The 16,468-nt window shown below is 50.0% G+C and carries 9 protein-coding genes; 7 read left to right on the top strand and 2 right to left on the bottom strand.

What is annotated here, in order from left to right:
- Positions 1-19 precede the first annotated feature (19 nt).
- On the top strand, positions 20-1,015 hold the full coding sequence (gene rfbB / locus NST26_RS25545; protein WP_340980114.1) for a dTDP-glucose 4,6-dehydratase: 996 nt from the start codon (positions 20-22) through the stop codon (positions 1,013-1,015).
- A 3-nt stretch (positions 1,016-1,018) separates the two neighbouring features.
- Positions 1,019-1,669: a YdcF family protein gene (locus NST26_RS25540; RefSeq protein ID WP_340980113.1), complete on the top strand. Its 651-nt coding sequence runs from the start codon at positions 1,019-1,021 to the stop codon at positions 1,667-1,669.
- 253 nt (positions 1,670-1,922) lie between these two features.
- Here the strand turns inward: NST26_RS25540 and NST26_RS25535 are convergent, their stop codons facing one another.
- A complete protein-coding gene (locus tag NST26_RS25535) occupies positions 1,923-2,618 on the bottom strand; it encodes a nuclear transport factor 2 family protein (protein ID WP_340980112.1) in 696 nt (231 codons plus the stop codon).
- 174 nt (positions 2,619-2,792) lie between these two features.
- Between NST26_RS25535 and NST26_RS25530 the strand changes: the two genes are divergently transcribed.
- From NST26_RS25530 to NST26_RS25510, 5 genes are all read left to right on the top strand, one after another.
- A complete protein-coding gene (locus NST26_RS25530) occupies positions 2,793-3,719 on the top strand; it encodes a helix-turn-helix transcriptional regulator (protein WP_340980111.1) in 927 nt (308 codons plus the stop codon).
- Between the two features lie 165 nt (positions 3,720-3,884).
- On the top strand, positions 3,885-5,285 hold the full coding sequence (locus NST26_RS25525; protein WP_445323341.1) for a helix-turn-helix domain-containing protein: 1,401 nt from the start codon (positions 3,885-3,887) through the stop codon (positions 5,283-5,285).
- Positions 5,286-5,642: 357 nt separating this feature from the next.
- Complete coding sequence (locus NST26_RS25520) at positions 5,643-5,795, top strand: hypothetical protein (RefSeq protein WP_155991469.1); 153 nt, start codon at positions 5,643-5,645, stop codon at positions 5,793-5,795.
- A gap of 77 nt (positions 5,796-5,872) precedes the next feature.
- Positions 5,873-7,657 carry an aminopeptidase P family protein gene (locus tag NST26_RS25515; protein WP_340980109.1) on the top strand — a complete coding sequence of 595 codons (1,785 nt, stop codon included), beginning with the start codon at positions 5,873-5,875 and terminating at the stop codon, positions 7,655-7,657.
- A 262-nt stretch (positions 7,658-7,919) separates the two neighbouring features.
- Positions 7,920-13,190 carry an S-layer homology domain-containing protein gene (locus tag NST26_RS25510; protein ID WP_340980108.1) on the top strand — a complete coding sequence of 1,757 codons (5,271 nt, stop codon included), beginning with the start codon at positions 7,920-7,922 and terminating at the stop codon, positions 13,188-13,190.
- 95 nt (positions 13,191-13,285) lie between these two features.
- Here the strand turns inward: NST26_RS25510 and NST26_RS25505 are convergent, their stop codons facing one another.
- Entirely contained in the window at positions 13,286-16,456 is a 3,171-nt protein-coding gene (locus NST26_RS25505; RefSeq protein WP_340980107.1) for a hybrid sensor histidine kinase/response regulator, read from the bottom strand.
- Positions 16,457-16,468 lie beyond the last annotated feature (12 nt).

The raw sequence follows: 16,468 nt of genomic DNA, 5'->3' as shown, positions 1-16,468 counted from the left end.
TGATTCTGAGGTGTAATTAATGAATAGAAAGAAATTGTTGGTTACCGGAGGTGCCGGTTTCATTGGCGGGAATTTCGTGCAGTACATGATCGATAAGTACTCCGATTACGATGTCTATAACCTGGATCTGTTGACCTATGCGGGTGATCTCTCCAAGCACAAGGAGATTGAAGATCGGGATAACTACCACTTCATCCAGGCGGATATTGCTGACCGTGAGGCTATTCAGTCTCTTTTTGAACAAGAGCGCTTTGATTATGTGGTCCATTTCGCAGCCGAGAGTCATGTGGACCGCTCTATTACCGATCCGGCGGTATTCGTCCGTACGAATGTGATGGGAACCCAGGTGCTGCTGGATGCTTCCCGTGCGATTGGAGTGACCAAGTTCGTTCATGTGTCTACGGATGAGGTGTATGGCGAACTGGACTGGGACCCTGCTGTATTCTTCACGGAGGAGACCCCGCTGCAGCCTAACAGCCCTTATAGCGCAAGCAAAGCGTCGTCCGATCTGTTAGTCCGTGCGTATCACGAGACCTTCGGCTTGCCGATGAACATTACCCGTTGCTCCAATAATTATGGCCCGTACCACTTCCCGGAGAAGCTCATTCCCCTTACGATCTCTAAGGTCCTGAATGAACAGAAGGTTCCTGTCTATGGAGATGGCGCGAATATCCGGGATTGGCTGCATGTGTGGGATCATTGTGCTGCGATTGACCTGGTGCTGCATGAGGGCGTAAGCGGTGAGGTGTACAACGTAGGCGGGCATAATGAACGCACCAATCTTGAGGTTGTGAAGACGATTATTCATACCTTGGGGAAATCTGAGGATTTGATTGAATTCGTTGCCGACCGGCTGGGTCATGATAAACGTTATGCGATTGATCCGGCTAAGCTGGAGAGATTGGGCTGGAAGCCTACGTATACGTTCGAGACCGGAATTGCCCAGACCATCCAGTGGTATACGGAGAATGCACAGTGGTGGGAACAGATTCTTAGCGGCGAGTACCGGAAGTAGCTTATGAGACCCAACCTAACCAGGAACAAGCCGGGCAAGCGCAGAAAAAGAATTCTCTTTCTGTTCTTGCCCCTTCTGTTAATCGTCTTGCTGCTCCTGTGCGCCGGGCGCTTCCTTCCCGTATCGGAGACTCCAAAGCAAGCAGACGTCATCATCATCCTTAGCGGTGGCGGAGGACGGGTGGAGCAAGGGGTTAAGCTGCATCAAAAAGGCTATGCGCCGAAGCTCCTGCTCTCTAACTCCAAAGAAACTACCGGCCCCGCTGGCGACATGCGCGAAACCGCCCTTTCCTTGGGAATCCCGGAATCCGCTATTCTGACGGAAGATGCTGCCGAGAGTACTTACCAGAACGCCCAGCTTACGCTCCCGATCATGAAGCAGCATGGCTTTAAGTCGGCGATTGTGGTGTCGTCGGATTTTCATATGCGGCGGGTGAAGTTTATCTTCGATCATGTGTATAAGAAGTCGGGGATTGAGCTGACTTATATCGGGGCGGACTCGGGCTATAACGCGAAGGCGTGGTGGAGTGACCGGTATAGCCGGGAGACGACTTTTAACGAATACATTAAGATGATTGGCAATGCCTTCGGCTACAATGGCCCGGAAGCGAAGGGTTCGCTGGAGCAGATTAAGCGCTGGTTCCGCAGTGGGTGAAGCAGGGGGAACAGTAGAGGCAGCAGCTTTGCAATTGTGATACCAGGACGACAGAGACCTTATGAGTCTACTAGATGTTTCTGCTGAATCATAACGCCGCGAAGCTGGCGGGATTGCCTGTCCGGAAGTTGCCGGGTATAATAACAGGATTCTAACAAAGAAGACATAGACGACGTTCATATGCAGCAGGTTATCTTTTCGATAACCTGCTCTTTTTCTTGATTTACCTTAATTAAATTCTCCACCATCGTCTTTATACACCTGACACTACGATATTCAAGGCTTTGATTTTCCCGTTATTAAGCGTGAAGCGGAAATCCAGTGGAATTGGACTGCCTTTGAAATTACCTGAAATGGTGGCGGTGACAACCGTTTCTTCATTTTTCTCCGCACAATTGGTGATTTCAGTCCTACCCGCAGCGTCTCTGTTTGCCTTCACAATGAACTTGCTGATAACTTCGGGACCATGAAATTCTTCTCCATTGTCAACTAATATGGCATCCTCTGCAAAGCAGTTAGCGAGAAGGTCACCGTCAAAGATATCTGAGGCATGATAATAGGCTGCAATAGGCTGCGGCAAAGGAATTGCCCTACTGTTAGAGGAAAGAACATTGTGCAGGCGTGTAATTTTATCCCCTTCCACAGTAAAATGAAAATCAAGATAGAGGGGGTCCGGTAGTCCGGTTTTGTCGTAATTTCCGTCTGATTGTGCGGTAACAACGATCTCCTTGGCATTTTTAACGACATTTATGATTTCTAGTCTTAAGCCTACTTCGAAATAATCGTGGTCGCTCCACTCTTTGATAGCGGTTTTCCCGTGATATTCTTTGCCGGCGTCAAAAACAACGGCATCCTCGGCAAAGATCGAAAGGAAGGCCGCGGGATCATCTGTATTTGTCGCATGAAAATGTTCCTCAACCGGTTGGGGTAATTGAATTTTGTTTATCATAATCATCATTCTCCTTTATAATGTGCGGACAACGCCGCAGTCGATTGTACACTTCTTAATATAAAGGACAAAACCTGACAACAGTCCGTCTGGTTTTGTGTTAATAAATAAGTAAATATGACACACTGGTGTCGTGTTCAGAACGATATACTGTACTTGAATTGAGGTGCTTTAATGCAGATCAGCAGACTTTTCGGCATTGTTTATTACTTACTTGAGAAAAAAGAAACTACGGGGAAAGAGCTTGCTGACCGTTTTGAAGTATCGGTTAGAACAATATATCGCGATATTGAGACATTAAGCAGCGCTGGTATACCTATCTATACGAATCAAGGCAGAGGCGGCGGAATCGTCATTCTTGACAAATTTATACTCAATAAGTCATTACTTTCTGAAAAAGAACAGGATGAAATACTGCTCGCCTTGCAGAATCTATCAGCAGCGCGGTATCCGGAAATTGAGACTATTCTTTTACGATTAAGCAGCCTTTTCAAAAAGAGTGATGTTAATTGGATTGAATTGGACTTCTCACCCTGGGGAAGTAATGAACGAAACAAAGAAAATTTCCATGCACTAAAAATGGCAATTATAAGCAAACATATTATTATATTCGAATATTTTAATACCTCAGGTGTGAAAAGCTTGCGCAGGGTTGAGCCAATTAAGTTGATTTTTAAGGATAAGGCATGGTATTTGAAAGCGTTTTGCTATGATAAAAGAACATACAGAACATTCAAAATATCCCGTATGGCTAATATTGAAATCACTGAAGAGGTTTTTGAGCAAGAGACATCAGTGGAATCTGCGGCTGAAGTGACAGATAATCAAGTTCAGAAATTTATTGATATTCGGTTAAAAATCTCTTCGGCTGGAGCGTATAGAATATATGATGACTTTAGTGAAAAAGAAATAACAAAACATGAAGATGGATCTTTTACTGTTATCGCATCGATGCCCGAAGGAGATTGGCTTTCAAATTACTTTCTCTCTTATGGTCCGATTATTGAAGCGATGGAGCCTCAAAGTCTACGGGATGCTGTTATGAGCAAGATAGAGGTGATGATGGGGAATTTGAATCGAAAGGGTGGACTTACCTTATGAGACTACTAGAGTCTCTATTTTTTTGCGATCCTGGCAAACGGGTTGCCTGTAGTTCACGGATTAGACTAATCTGCAGCAGTCTGCGTTATTGACCATTGGTATAATGTGACATATTATTACAACTATAAAAGAAATTATATTGGATTCCAGTTAGGTGGTGTTTGCGTGGTCCCTACTACTAGAACGATGATTCGCGATCAATTAGCGTTGTATTTGTCGCAGAAGGGAATGCCTATTAATCAATTCTCGGGACAATCCGGAATTAATTCAGGAACGCTCAGCCGGATACTTAGTGGTCAGCAGCCCATTGCTATGAACCATCTGGAGCGAATCACCAAGACGATGGATCTGCCGGAGGATCATTTTTATAGCTTATACGTGGATGAATGTTTCTTTTTCTCGTCACCCACCTGGCGGCGTCTACGGCCATTTCTTGTGCGCTCCGCTGAGCTGGGCCGTCTGGATTGCGTTGAACAGGTGGTTCAGAATCTGCTGGAGAATCTGGTCTATGCCCCCATGCTGTTCGAAGTGGCTGAAGGCCTATTTCAAGAGGGGCTGTGGCAAGCTGCTGAATTGCTGTATAAGAATGTGAGTGTCAGTGAGAAGTATCAGAATTCCGAGAGACTCGCGATATGCCAATACCGTCTATTCCGAATCGCCATTGGTGATGACCAGGCGCGGAATTTACAAGCGGCACATCTCTTCGAATGTTACCTGGACCGGCTGGATGAAGCGGATCAAGTGGATGGATTGAATCATTTGGGTCATGTCTATGGTTCAATGAATCGGTGGCACAAGGTGGATGAACTCGCGAACAAGATGCAGCAATTAGCGACTCTTCGTTATAATCTCCAGCGTCAGTCGGACCGTAGAGAGAGTAACGAGAAAAAAACCGAGAAACCCCTGTACTTCTATATCCTGTACGCGCAGCTTATCCGTTCAGCTGTGTGTAAGGAATTAGGAGACTACAATTCGGCATTAGATTGGGTATCCCTCTATATGGATGGGAGCTGGATACAGGAGGACAATGAAGAAGTGAAGCGGACTATTGCTCAGTTCCAGGAGTGGGGTATCGCAAACAGACTGCTCTATCAGGTGCTGGGAGGACAGTCCGAAGTACTCTCAGCATATGTCGAATATATCTCCCACCGACCAGATGAGATATTCATAGGGTTAAACAATATTATCTTGTCGGCTAACCGTTATGACTGGAATGTTGATTATATTCTGGAGCGGTTTGCTGCCTATATTCCTTACCGGACGTATTCTACAGAATTTGGCGATTATAACCGGCAGGTTATGTTGGACCAACACACTCAATTCCTTGCTGAAATGGCAGCCTATTATTTACATAATGAGCGTAAAGAAGGTATTAGATTCATCCTACAAAGTTTGGAATCGTCTGCTAGAATCAATAACGAGAGCAATATCATCAAATGTGTTGATTTGTTCGAGCAGCATCGGCATCTGGCAGATGAAGAAGAGAAGGAACAATACAAACTTCTAATTAGGGAGGTGCAGGATTCACATGAAAACAAAATTGTTCAAGCTTCTAGCTTCCTGTAGTCTAGCTATTGCAATTATTATAACTGTTGGTATTGCTGAGCCTGTAGCAAATATCAGTACTCAAAGTCTTATTCAAATTATGAATCACGGTTATGGTGGCGGTTGATGCTTACCGGGCAGCAAAGATATGATTTCAAGTCAGTACACAGAGCAAATAACGTTCCCGGTATATCGGGAGCGTTTTTGATTTGAAGCGAAGGGTTCGCTGGAGCAGATCATGCGCTGGTTCCGCAGATAAGGCGATTTTGGGAAATGGGCGGTAACCTTAAGGCTCTCCTTCCACAATGCGACAAACAAACCAGGTATCCCGGTCTATAATTAGGAGCAAATCTATTTATAGTCTGGGAGAAATGGACCATGCCTAATTATTATTTTAGGGAAGTGTGGACACCGTTACGCTTGTTCGGGATCAGATTCTACCGGGATGACCAGGACCGGCTGTGGGTGAAGAAGGGGAAGCAGCGGCGGAAGCTGGTACGGAAAGAGGATAATGAGACGATGGAGACCTGAGGGTCTTCATCTTTTTTTATAGGAAATGCAGGTGTATGATAATTCAGTAGACTAGATAAAGAGAAGGAGTTGCGGATATGTTGCCTAAGGAGAAAGTACATAAGCTAAGAGAATGGATGGCGGAGCGCGGGATAGCGGCCTGTGTGGTATTAAGCGGGGATGCGCACATCAGTGAATATGAGGGGGAGCACTGGAAAAGCCGCCGCTGGATTACCGGGTTCACCGGTTCCGCCGGAACGGCTGTGATCACGCTAACGGATGCTGGCTTGTGGACGGATGGCAGGTACTACATTCAGGCGGAGCGGGAGCTGGAGGGCTCGGGCATCCGTATGTTCCGTATGGCTGAACCGGGCGTCCCGCAATGGGATGAATGGCTGGCAGAGCAATTGCCGCAAGGCGCACGTATGGCGGTAGACGGCAGAACGCTGTCCGTATCCGCTATGAAGGGCTTGCAGGGCAAGCTCGCGGAGAAAGGGATTCAGGCGATTACAGACGTCGACCCGGTAGGGGCGATCTGGACGGACAGACCGGCCATTCCGGCCGAGCCGCTAATGCTGCATGATGAACAGTATGCGGGCCTCAGCCGGGTAGATAAGCTGGAGCAGGTCCGGCAGGCGATGAAGCGTAAGGGGGCTGATTATTATGTGCTGTCTGCGCTGGATGATCTGTGCTGGTTGTTCAACATCCGGGGACGGGATATTCCGTTCAATCCGTATGTGACTGCTTTTGCCGTAGTAGGGGTACATCATGCAATCTTGTTCACCGGAGGACATAAGGCCACCCCGGAAGATAAGGATACGCTGGCCCGGGATGGAGTGGAGATCAAGGAGTATGAGGACATCCTTCCGTTCCTGCAGGCGCTCCCGGAAGCGGCTTCCGTGCTGTATGATCCTAATAAAACCGGATATAGTCTGGCGGCTGCCATCCCGGAATCCGCTTCTATTATGGAAGCGCCAGGTCTTGTGGTGGCCCTTAAGTCGATTAAGAACGAGGTGGAGATCCGTAATATCCGTGATGTCTATTTGAAGGATGCCGTTGCCCTTGTAGGATTGTTCAAATGGCTGCAGGAGACCGTCCCCGTGCGTCCGGTGACAGAGGTGGAAGCAGACCAGAAGGGGCTGGAGCTGCGGCGGCAGCAGCCGTTATTCGCTGAGCTGAGCTTTTCCAGTATCTCTGCCTACGGCGCGAATGCTGCGATGATGCACTACTCGCCGTCCGCCGACCATCCGGTAGAGTTGGAAGCCAAAGGCCTGTATCTGCTGGATTCGGGCGCACACTTCCAGAACGGGACAACGGATATCACCCGCACGCTGGCGCTTGGCCCGCTGACGGATGAGGAGAAGAGAGATTTTACACTGGTGCTGAAGTCTGTGATTGCGCTCTCTACGGCCAAGTTCCTCTATGGCTCCACCGGATCTACGCTCGATATTCTTGCCCGTAAGCCGATGTGGGATCATGGCCTGGATTATAAGTGTGGAACCGGACATGGTGTGGGCTATTACTCCAATGTGCATGAAGAGCCGCAGCGGTTCAGCTTCAAGCCGAATGAGGTCCGCCTGGAGCCTGGGATGATTATTACGGTAGAGCCGGGAGTCTATAAGGAAGGCCGTCATGGGATCCGTACGGAGAACACGCTGCTGATTACGGAGGATGTGACTACGGAGTTCGGACGATTCCTGAAATTTGAAGACCTCTGTTATTTACCGATAGACCTCCGGGCGATTGAGCCGTCTATGCTAAACAGCGAGGAGCTGGATTGGGTGAACCATTATCATGCTGAGGTGTACGATAAGCTGGCTCCGCTGCTGGATGAGGAGCATCGGGCGTGGCTGAAGCGGGAGACGGGGGCTTTGGTGTTGTGAGGAATAGTAGAATTGAAAAGGCGGGGACCTTGGGGTCTTCGTCTTTTTTATATGTTTTTGGAATTTATTTCAGACAAAATGTGACAAAATCCCGGCTTAAAGTTAACTTTCCGGGACCCTGTTAAGGAAGTAATAGACATTTTCGCGAAAAAAATGTAACATCCTTGTTGTGAGTCTTCTGAATAGGATTAACTGGGGAGGGAGTAATAATCTAACTATAAGTTAAAATGTGTTGATTGAACTGGGGAGAAGGAGATGGAATATGTATTCGAAGAAATTAAGAACGGCAGTATCCATGGTTATGGTCGTATTATTATCGTTATTAAGTGTGCTTGAGGTATCAGCCGCCCCGTTCAGAGCAGGGGTAATCTCGAATGACCGGCTCCCGGACGGCACACAAAGGATTACGGTCAATAGTGTAGTAGATGTGACTTATAGCGATCTTAAGGTTCTAAATGAGGTTAAGTTCGTACTTATGAAAGAAGATGCCCAGATAGCCAGTAAGGTGAAGGCGAGAAGTGAAGCCAAGCTGACTGTGCTGGATGCAGTGTATACTTCTATGGAGTACAATTATCTTTCTTTTGAAGGGCTGGCTGCCGGTGAGGAATATTCTCTCCATGCCGAATATACGGGCGAGCAGGGGCTGGTGGTGACACCCCCGCAGAGCATCCGGGTGCCTTCAGCTACGGGGATTGATATCTCTGTAGAACGGATGACTAAGGATTCCAATACATATGAAAGTGCTACACAACCGGAGATCCGCAGCGATGATAAGAATGTAAGGCTTACCATCCTGAATAATGGTGTTCCGCTTGTGAATGGGTCTGTGGCGGTATGGATGAATTATCAGTCTTACAACTATACCACGGATGCGAACGGACAGATTCAGCTTAGGGATAATCATCAATTATCTATGAATAGTCCGGTAATGTTCGTATTGCTTAAGCAGGGAAGCGAACAGTATGAGGCTAAGCCTATCTATGTAACTGACCGGGAGCAAGCGGGTACATATATGGTGGCTGTCCGTTATCTGGATGCCAAGGGGAAGCTGTTCACCCAGCCGTTCCTGACCAACTCCGGACTCAGTGGAATGGTGAATCAGTTTGCTGTACCGGGATATACGGTGCTGGTATTCAGAACGGGAGAGGTGCCTGGAGACTATAAAGCTTATATAGCCACTGAGGACCGTGAAGCTTACGTGTTCCAGATTCCTGCCTCTTCATTGTACGCAACGGAAGACGGGCTACACAAAGAAATCATCAAGGATGCCAGTGACTACAGCCGGATCAGCTTCCGTGCCTCCTTGGACGGTGAGCCTGTATATGTAGAGAACTATTCTCTCATTGATAATACCAGGTACAAGCAGATTGGCGATGCGAGAGGTGCTAAGCTCTTTTTCGGGCAAAGTATCTATCTTGAGAAGAATAAGGAATATGAATTCACGTCGCTTGCTAGAAATCGTGATACCGGCGTCAATATCTTATTCCGCAATAAAATCACGCCGACTGAAGCAAAACATGAAATATTCTATGATGGACATTCCCGGGATTTCAGCAAGCTGCAACTTCAGATACCGGCTATGGGGATGGGACGTGGTAAAATAAACATCTCTTATCTGAACGAAAGATATAACTATAACCAGATCAGTATGAATCTTGCTGTAGGCGATCATCTGTATGTACCTAAGGGTGAAGAAATTCACCGCTTGACGGCAAACACTACTTTTGGCGGTGCGGATTCTAACAGCAACCCGAATGAACTTGTATTGAGTTCATACTTCACTCCGGTTGACGATGAGTATACGATCCGTGGCGGCAGTACTTATAAGGCCGGAATCAGCTTCCGGGTTCCGGGTTCCAATTATTATGACGAGGCTGAACTCCGCAATCAGGTAGTTCTGGGCGAGAGTGCAGATGTTCTGGTGAAGGTGACAGATGAGTACGAGAATCGTCTTGATCTCAGCAGTAATTATAAGCTGGTCATCACAGATGAGAGCGGTGCAGTGATCTCGGATGACTCTCTGTATTGGTCTACTGAGGAGCAGGAAGGCAATCCGCAGCGAATCAACATGCGGAATTGGAAGCCTGCCAAATCAGGCACGTATAAGGTTCAATTATTCCCAAATACCTGGATAAATAATGGTTATGTTCAGGGGGAGTTGCTGAGTGAGGCTGAGCTGAAGGTTCTGCCGAAGAACGAATTGGATATTGAGATTAGAGGCAATGACGGCAAGCTGGTGGATCTGATAGACAAGCCATACCTGACCGTTGACCAGGCGCAGAAGGTAACGATTACTGTACGCCAGCATGATACGGGTGCCCAGGGGCAACCGGTGGCAGGAGTGCAGATCCGCCGTTATGAGGAGGTGCTTGGCACCACCGATGAGCAGGGAACGTTCACCATTCTGGCTGACAAGGCTTCTTATATAGGTGAGCTGTATTTTAAGAAGACTGATTATTTAGCTAAAAGTGTGTACGTAGCGATCATTGATCCGCAATCGCAGGCTGTCATCCGTGTACGGGGTCTCGATAAGGCGGAAGGCGGGAACTATGCGGGCGGGATTCCGCTCGATAATGCGAATATCCAGGCTATAGTGAAAAGAAGCGACGGAACTTCTGCTACCGCCTCTTCTTACATTCGCACTCCCGGATCACAGGGATTCCTGGTAGTAGATTCTCCTTCTGCCGTAGATGTTGATTTCATACGCTACAACAGAAGCCATAATGGAGTTGAGTCCAAATATGGTTACTACATGTATGGCTCCATTAACACAGAACCCGGCAAGGATTATTCGCTGGTGCTGGATGCAAGACAAGAGCTTCAGGAAGTCAGCAAGGTTCTATTAGATCAGCCGACAGATGAGTTGTATGTGGTGCGGCGGGACTTGGCAGGGGCAGATTATATCCCTTATGTTATCGACAGTAATCCTGCAAATGAGAATTATTTCTACGCAACTCAAGGAATCTATAGCATGCTGGCACATACCCGGTCGGACACTTTTGTATACCGTGATCAGGTGGTAATCGGTGCAGGAGACAATAGCTTGTCGATGGATGATAGTGCGTCCGCGCTGGCTACGCTGGTGGCGCCTGAATCGGGGACCATCTATGCGGTTAAATATACGACTGCGGGCCAATCGACACTCCAAGGCTATGCGTTCAATGCCAATCAGGTACAAGTTACCCCTGGCGATGTAGTAGTATCTGTAGACCAAATCAAGGGTGCCATCGAATACCAGTACGATATTCATTTCGCACCTGGAACGCTGCAAGCAGGCACACTAACCCAGATTGCGCCACCGGCCTTGAAAGGGCTGGATATTGTAGGGTTGCAGAATGGAAAATTAATCCGGCCCGCAGGTACGACCTTGCTTGAGATTGGACTGGTCGATACGGCAGGCAACTCCATCGGACAAATCAAGAAGCCGCAAATTCTGGTTGCCAATGGCGGATCAAGCAGAGGCAGCAAGAGTCTGTCCCCGGACAAGGCTACCTATGAGCTTCAGGACGAAGCGGGGAAAGTGCTCTCTACAGAGACGATACAAGGCTACCCGCTAATGGCGGTCGCTTATAATTATGCAGATAACAAATTTTTGACGGACGGTACTTATGTGATCAAAGCTTCGATGACTATTGATGGACAGACCTATACCCTGGACAAAAAAGTAATCCTGGAGTCGTCTGGAGGTACTGTGGTTAATCCGGCCCCGAACCCGCCGGGAAGCGATAATGGTGGTAGCGGCGGCAACACCGGTACGAATCCAAATCCTGCACCGGCACCAGGAGGAAGCGGGCCGGGAGCACCTGGACCAGCAGCAACACCGGCTGCTCCGGCTCCGGCTGCGGCAACAGGGAATGACGCGAATGTTCAGCAGCAGAATGACAAGCTGCAGGACTTGCTGAAGAATACTTCCGGCTCTGCGGCAGAGAAGGCTTCGGCGGCCCAGAATGCACTGTCCAGCATTGCCGAGTCACTCAAATCGGCTAATACGCCTGCACAGGCTGAACAGAACGGTAAGAGTCTGTCTCTGGCCATGGATACAGCAGCGCAGCTGCTGGGAACTATTCAGGATTCCGCAGAGAAACAGAAGATTGTGAGTTCAATTACTCAATTGATAGGAAGTGCGCCTTATTTACTGAACAAGCTGGATAGCTCCAGCAAGGCAGTAGAGGTTGCCCAGGCCCTTATTAATAATGCGGCTGCGGTGCTGAATAACGCGCAGGGCATCAAGGCTGAAGAGGTTCAGAAGCTGAAGGATGCTGTTATTCATTCCAGCCAGGCCGCGCTGAACAAGGCTGGCGAAGCTACAATTGCCAAAGAAAATGTAACTGTAGCAGGAAACGCCGTCTCTTCGCAGCTGGATTCGGGATTCATCAGCGCACAGATTGAAACGGCCAAGCAGGCATTAGCATCAGTCGCTGGAGAGCTGACAAGCAAGCTTGGGGCCGGAACAGCTGCTGACCTGAAGCTGAGCCTGACGGTGAAGGTACCTCCGGTGGATAAAGGGATTCATAAGCTCAACACCACGCTTCCCTCCGAGATTCTTACCCTGGTGCGGGAGAATGATATTGCCGGATTGAAGATTCAAATGGATCAGACGGCATTTACCATTGAGCCGGATACCTTCGGTAAGGTTGAGGCAGGCCAGAAGATTAATCTGGCAGCAGAAGTTGTACAGAATGCTGTGATTAACAAACCCCGTCAGGCAGAACCGCTGGCTAACATCCCAGTGATGGAATTCAGTGCTTCTGTTGGCGGCCAGCCGGTGAAGAGCTTCGCTAAGCCGATCGATGTGACCTTTGATGTGTCAGCCATTGATATTTCGAAATATTCGGAGGCGAATCTGGAGAATCTGACCGTGTACGTCCTGAATGAGGAGAGTCTTACCTGGGAAGCGGTTGGGGGTAAATATGATCCTGTTACTCAAACTGTAACTGCGCCGAGAGGACACTTCAGCAAGTACACTGTGATGCTTGGAGCTGCTGTATTCACAGATGTGCCTGCCAGTCACTGGGCAGTGAAAGAGATCAATTACCTGTTGACCAAGGGAATCCTGGACGAAGGCGGAGCATTTGCTCCATCTGACAAGATTACCCGCGAGCAGTTCGCGGCAATGATGGCCAGAGCTTACGGACTGAATGGTGAGGGAGTGGTCTTGCCGTTTAAGGATATCAAGACAACGAATCCTTATGCGGATGAGATTGCTGCGGCTTATGCAGCCGGGATCATTAACGGCAAATCACCGGCAGCTTTTGACCCTGACGCAACCATCACACGTGAAGAGATTGCAACAATGCTTGCACGTGCACTTACAGCGTATAACGGTAAATCGGCTGTTACCCAGCCGGAAGCATTGATTGCCTCCTTCACAGATGGAGCCAAAATATCGAAATGGGCGGCATCCAGTGTGGCATTGACCAAGAGTATGCATCTGTTCGAAGGCTTCGGGGATCAGAGCTTCCGTCCTGCCCAGACCGCCAGTAAAGCAGAGGCTGCGGCCTTGATCTACCGGTTATATCAGTTGAAATACTGAATGATATCTAAACTCAAAAAAGCAGCGGTTCTCCCGGTATTGGAGAATCGCTGCTTTGTGTTGTGGTCAAAAGTCTGAGCTGTATAACTACAGGATCACCCCTGCCTCCGCTCAGGAATCACAAAGGATACTGTAGTGCCAACTTCGGGCTGGCTGCGGATGACGAGGCCTTCGCCGTAGAGCTGGGTCAGGCGGCGATTGGTATTCAGCAGGCCGATGCCGCGGTGGGCCCGGAAAGTGTCGTCGAGCAGACGGGCCACCTGTTCCCCGCTCATGCCCTTGCCGTTGTCCTCCACTTCGAAGGAGGTGTATCCCTTCTGGCGGCGAATGCGGACCTGGAGCTTGCCTCCGGCTTTGCGGCTCAGCAGGCCGTGTCTGACGGCGTTCTCCACCAGCGGCTGTAGGGTGAGCGGAGGAAGCAGCAGCTCGATGCCGGGATCAACCTCCCATTCGATCTGCAGACGTTCCTCGAAGCGCGCCTTCTCAATGAAGAGATAGGATTCTACCAGCTCCAGCTCATGGGATAATCCGACGAGCTGCTGCGAGTTCATATAATCGAAGCTGATGCGCAGGTAGGAGGAGAAGGCTTCTCCGAGATCGCGCATCTTCGGCTGGTCGAATTCACTCAGCGCCATCAGCGCGTTCAGCGTGTTGAACAGGAAGTGCGGCTGAATCTGAGCCTGCAGGTAAGCTGCCTCCATCCGCAGGCTCTGGTTGATGGACTGCTTCAGTCCGGTCAGCGAGCGGACCCGGTACTTCAGCTCCAGCGCGTCCACCGGCTTGGCGACATAATCGTTGGCCCCGGCCAGGAAGCCGGTATAGATGTCCGCCGGCTGGTTGCGGGCGGTGAGCAGCAGGATCGGCAGCTCCGAGAGGGAGAAGCGCTGCCGGACGATCCGTGTTAATTCATAGCCGGACATATACGGCATCATCACATCGGCGATCAGCAGATCCCACGGCTCGGTGCCAAGCAGCTCCAAGGCTTCCCCTGCGCTGGTGGCGGTGACCAATTGATAATGCTCTGCCGAGAGCATGCTGGAGAGCACCTTCAGATTGACCGGATCATCATCGACAGCCAGGATCAGAGACTTGGCCGACTGAGAGGCGTCCTGTATCTGCGGCGGAGCCGTTAACTCTATAGGGACTGTGAGATTGCGGATATCGGACTGTTGTAATAGCAGCCGGCTCTCCTCAAGCAGCAGCCCCTGCAGATCAGGATTCTCCGGCTGCCCGGCGGCGGCTGTATCCTGATCCATGCTCTCCCAGGCCCCGGCAGAGGAGGCCAGCGGAAGAGTGAAGGTGAACACGGACCCTTTTCCCGGCTCAGAGTCTAGTGTAAGGTCACCGCCGTGCAGCTCGGTCAGCTGCTTGCTGATGCTTAAGCCGAGACCGATGCCGCCGCCGTCAATGATGCCTTTGCTGCCTTGCTCATAGGGCGAGAAGATCCGCGCCTGCGTCTCCTTGTCGATCCCCGCCCCGGTATCGGCTACGCTGATCCACGCAAGCTTGCCGTCGGCTGCAGCGGATACAGTGACCGTTCCGGCCTGCGTGTATTTGATGGCATTGTGCAGCAGGTTATAGAGGATCTGCACAATCCGTTTCTCATCCCCCCAGACCGGCGGCAATGAAGCGGGAATTTCATTACGCAGCTGCAGCCGCTTGCCTTCGATCATGAATTCGAACATTCCAAGCACGCCTGAGACCAGTGAACCCATGGCCAGCGGCTCCCGCTGCAGCACAATCCGCTTCTCCTGCAGGCGTGTCACATCGAGCAGATCGCCCAGCATCAGGGACATTCTGCGGCTGATTGTAATGAGCAGCTCCAGATCCTTGTAGCTTTGTTCGTCCAGTGAAGCTTGTTCCTTGGTGGCTACGGTCTGGGCAATGCTGATAATGCCGTGCAGCGGTGTCCGCAGCTCATGGGAGGTATTCGCCAGGAATTCGTCCTTCTTCTGGTCACTCTCCTTCAGTTGCTGGTTGAGCAGCCGGTTCTCCTCTGCATTGCGGAAGTACCGCTTGAACCAGTAGGAGGAGAAGCCAATAATTGCGGCAATGACATCTATAGGATAATACAGGATACTTCCCTTGGCATTGGATTCCATGGCCCCGCCAATGACGCTGGAGCCGATAGCGGCGGCAGCAAACAGTAGGAAGAAGGAATCCTGCTCCTGCCGCATCACCATCCGGCCAATAGAATAGATGACTCCGGCTACCGGAAGCAGGTAGAGGACGGAGAAGAACAGTCTGGCATAGACCACGTAATGTGCCGGTAAGATCAGAACATAGGCGGTATAGACCAGGAGACCCAGCAGATAGATTTTGAACAGACGGCCGGGGCGCTCGTAGGCAGAGAAGCTGCGCGTCAGCAGTAGCATGAACAGGGACAACGCAGGGTAGGCCAGCATTTTGAGCTTCAGTGCCCAGGTATAGTTAATGGGGAACCAGAGCAGGAGAATCGTATCGTTATCGGCTACAATGGTAGTTGCTACTGCCATCAGCAGGAGGAAGAAGAGCAGGAACGCCCGCTGCTTCCGGTTAAAAAAGAATAAAATCCCCGCATACAGCGCATGCAGCAGCATGATCATGAACGCCACCAGCTGGAAGCCGAGTGAATACATCCGTTCGCTATCCACCGCTGCTTGGGAGCCGAAACGGATCGACCTCACAATCCCGCCCTCCAGCGGATGGTCGTAGTTGGCTGCCCGGACGAGGAGAACAATCTCCTGTCTTCCCGGATTCTCGTAGGCTGCGGTGTAAGAGACCGCCTTAGGGATATAGTCCCCGCTATCCGTGGACAGCTTCCCGAAGCTGGTCTCTCTCTGCTCGTTAATATCGATGCTGGAGGTGGCCTGAATCCGCTGAATCCAGAAGCCGTAAGGCTCGGTCTGTGACGGATCTATAAGGATACGCAGCTTGTATGTACCATAGCCCAGAGAGGATTGCTCCCCTTCCGGGAAGCCGCTGCTCCAGTCACCGGGAACCTGGACAACATGCGGTGTGGCCGCAGCAAGTAGGGCGGAATCCTCATAGCCCAGGAGCTGGCCGGGATAGAACTCCCATTCTCCATCCAGCTGGATGGACGGGGAATTCACGAAGTCCCAGCCCCGCATATCCAGCACACCTTGCTGTGCCACGGGATGCTCGGACGCCGTATTGGCATTGAACCACAGATAGCGCAGACTGATCAGAATGGTTAAGTAGAGAAGCAGCAATAGAGCATGCTTGGGGTTGAATCTGGCTTTGGCCTTCATTAGGTGTGTACTCATCGAGGTTATCTT

The sequence above is a fragment of the Paenibacillus sp. FSL R7-0128 genome (assembly GCF_038002245.1).
Taxonomy (GTDB): Bacteria; Bacillota; Bacilli; order Paenibacillales; family Paenibacillaceae; genus Paenibacillus_AQ; species Paenibacillus_AQ silagei.
The sequence above is the reverse complement of the archived record's forward strand: the minus strand, read 5'-3'. Positions and strand labels throughout refer to the sequence as shown.

What these genes read in the sequence shown, in the direction of transcription:
- rfbB (WP_340980114.1), top strand. Translation starts at nt 20, where the DNA reads ATGAATAGAAAGAAATTGTTGGTTACCGGAGGTGCCGGTTTCATTGGC.
- NST26_RS25540 (WP_340980113.1), top strand. Translation starts at nt 1,019, where the DNA reads ATGAGACCCAACCTAACCAGGAACAAGCCGGGCAAGCGCAGAAAAAGA.
- NST26_RS25535 (WP_340980112.1), bottom strand. Translation starts at nt 2,618, where the DNA reads ATGATAAACAAAATTCAATTACCCCAACCGGTTGAGGAACATTTTCAT.
- NST26_RS25530 (WP_340980111.1), top strand. Translation starts at nt 2,793, where the DNA reads ATGCAGATCAGCAGACTTTTCGGCATTGTTTATTACTTACTTGAGAAA.
- NST26_RS25520 (WP_155991469.1), top strand. Translation starts at nt 5,643, where the DNA reads ATGCCTAATTATTATTTTAGGGAAGTGTGGACACCGTTACGCTTGTTC.
- NST26_RS25515 (WP_340980109.1), top strand. Translation starts at nt 5,873, where the DNA reads ATGTTGCCTAAGGAGAAAGTACATAAGCTAAGAGAATGGATGGCGGAG.
- NST26_RS25510 (WP_340980108.1), top strand. Translation starts at nt 7,920, where the DNA reads ATGTATTCGAAGAAATTAAGAACGGCAGTATCCATGGTTATGGTCGTA.
- NST26_RS25505 (WP_340980107.1), bottom strand. Translation starts at nt 16,456, where the DNA reads ATGAGTACACACCTAATGAAGGCCAAAGCCAGATTCAACCCCAAGCAT.